The 2,471-nt window shown below is 40.2% G+C and carries 2 protein-coding genes; both read left to right on the forward strand.

Features of this window, described 5'->3' with window-relative positions:
- The first annotated feature begins 437 nt into the window (after positions 1 to 437).
- Positions 438 to 1,394 carry an extracellular solute-binding protein gene (locus ACFFAP_RS37935; RefSeq protein WP_375516023.1) on the forward strand — a complete coding sequence of 319 codons (957 nt, stop codon included), beginning with the start codon at positions 438 to 440 and terminating at the stop codon, positions 1,392 to 1,394.
- 724 nt (positions 1,395 to 2,118) lie between these two features.
- Positions 2,119 to 2,471, forward strand: a 353-nt coding sequence (locus ACFFAP_RS37940) for a hypothetical protein (protein ID WP_375516024.1), incomplete at its 3' end; no start/stop codon positions are given.

Here is a 2,471-nt window from a genome sequence, read left to right on the forward strand (position 1 = left end):
ACATCTTGATTCAACCACTTTAATTGGTAATTTCTTTTTCGGAAATCACCTTAACGAAGGAAGATTCAAAGAAATCAAAACTTTTCACTTAAAGTTTTGATAAAGTCAGCGTTTAATTACGTAGTTGAATAGATTTATTCCAACCAAGTTGGTATGATAGCTTCAATCTAAAATACAAACACGTATAAAAAAATACGTTATAAATACTGTAGAGAAATCATAAAGTTTAAACGCTCAGATCGAGACTATTTAAGCATTAGTTAAGCTGTTCCACGCTTTTTAAATCATATATGGTCGTGTTGGCTGTTGAGTGTTAACTCTTGACTATCAACTGTCAGCAGTCAAAAAACCTCACGAGTGACCTATGCAATAAATATGTGTTTTAGCTTATCAAAAACGAGAAAGTGATTTTTTCCTTACTTATGGGCGATTAAAAAATGATGAAAAAGTATTTGCTTGCCGCTTCACTGACTGCATTAGTTGTCAATCTTACCTTTACAAAACAGACTTTAGCAGCCACACTGGCTGCACCTCTTGAGGTGACTTTATATGCTGCTGGTAGCTTGAGGGGTGGGCTTTCGGAAGTTGCTAGTGCTTTTACCCAGGAATATGGGATTTCTGTGAAAACAGAATTTGCTTCCTCTGGTTCATTGAAAGATAGGTTGTTAACAGGGGAAAAGGCAGATGTCTTTGCCAGTGCGGATTTAGGTAATGCCCTTGCACTAAATCAAAATAACTTAAGTGAGGAAGTCAAAACGTTTGCCAGAAATCCTATCTATGCGATCGCCACACCTGAAGTGTCACTCACCACAGAGAATCTGCTTGATAAGTTTCTCGATACCAACGTTAAATTGGGTATTTCCAAACCTGTAAGCGATCCCTTGGGAGATTACGGGGTCGAAGTATTTCGCAAAGCTGAACAAATTAATCCAGGCAGCTTTGCCCAACTGAATGGTAAAGCCATAATATTATCAGGAACATTGCCGCCAGAGAGGAATAGTCCGGGGGACAGTATAGTCTACTATCTGCAAGATATCAACAAAGCAGACATCTATTTGGTCTATTACACCAGTGCTTTATCTGCTCAACAAATTTCACCAAGTTTACAGATAGTAAAATTGCCAGATAGCTTAAAAACCCAAGCTGACTATGGTTTGACAGTACTTAAGGATGCGAATCCTGGAGGTTCAAAACTAGCTGATTATATCCTTTCACCAACTGGACAAAAAATACTAGCAAAGTATGGATTTAATAGTCCGAAGTCAGTTCCCGAACCTCAGGGGGTTGGTGGAATTTTACTTGCTGTGAGTGTAGCTTTTGCCTTGCAGAGAAAGTTGATTGCTGCCAAACAGCAAACAGTTCAAGTAAGCGATGAACCAATACGCTTGGGTTAGTACCAAAAACCTTAGACTGTGTAGGTTAGGCCAGCCCTGCACCCTTGCAATTTCCCGACTTGTTCGCTTTTAGCGTTCCCGCTCTTTAAAAAGTGGCGTTTGAGGAACGTAGACCCGTTGGCGTTCGCGTTAGCGTCTTTGAAAGAGAAGCCTCTCGTAGAGAAAAGGCTTCTCGCAGGGTAAACCAAAATTTCCAGGGCTTTGTTGGGTTCCGCTTTGCTTAATTTAACCGACAATTTATTTAACCTAGTACTTACGCACGCTCTACAAATTCTTGGCGTTCTTCTCTACGAGACGCTGCGCGTTGGCAGAGCCTCTCCAAGAGTTGGCGTCTTGGCAGTTCGATAAATTAAGCTTTTGGGCGATTTTTGCGTAAGTCCTAACAGTAATACCTTGGGCAACAAGTCATCAGTAGCGATCGCATTTAGGGGAGATCCAAATAAAAAAATCCCCAAGCTTCAATAATTGGTTGGTGTATTAGTTGGCGCGTGAAGGTCGTCCCAGCCTTTTAGGCTGGGACAAGATTGGGCATTTTTTTCTTGTAAGTGCCTAGTTCTAATTTGTCAAAGTTTTATCACCAAAAATGTTGGTAGTCGCTATTAATAGTTGGTATTGTATTAGGGTTCCTGTTGCTAAAAGATAAAAGCTGATTGCTGATGCGATCGCCATATCTTTAGCATATTTTGTGGTGTGCTGACTTAAAAGCAAATAGTGGGGGGTAATAGTGGCTTTGGAAAAACTTTCTATCTTGTTTTGGCAGTGTCTTTTATTAATTGTCTCAATAGTAACATATACTCATCCTGTTCTAGCCCAGCAGACAGCAAATGCAACCTCTAAGCAATCATCACTCCAACAGACAGCAGCTAATCAAATTGAACTTAGTCATGAGATTTTGAACTTGAGCAATGTACAATCTGCTCTTACCAGCGCTACATCCTTATTAAGGACGTCCCGTCAGCAAAACTCTGTCACCGAACTTAGCCAAGTAGTAACTCCCGTGGTATCGATAACAGATGTGAAAGTAAATACCACAAATAAAGGAATAGAGGTAATTTTAGTCACGCCCAGTTCTGAGAA

The sequence above is a fragment of the uncultured Nostoc sp. genome, from assembly GCF_964245575.1.
GTDB lineage: Bacteria > Cyanobacteriota > Cyanobacteriia > Cyanobacteriales > Nostocaceae > Nostoc.

Bases quoted from the DNA above. Each gene is read 5' to 3' on its own strand.
- ACFFAP_RS37935 (WP_375516023.1), top strand. From the start codon at position 438: ATGATGAAAAAGTATTTGCTTGCCGCTTCACTGACTGCATTAGTTGTC.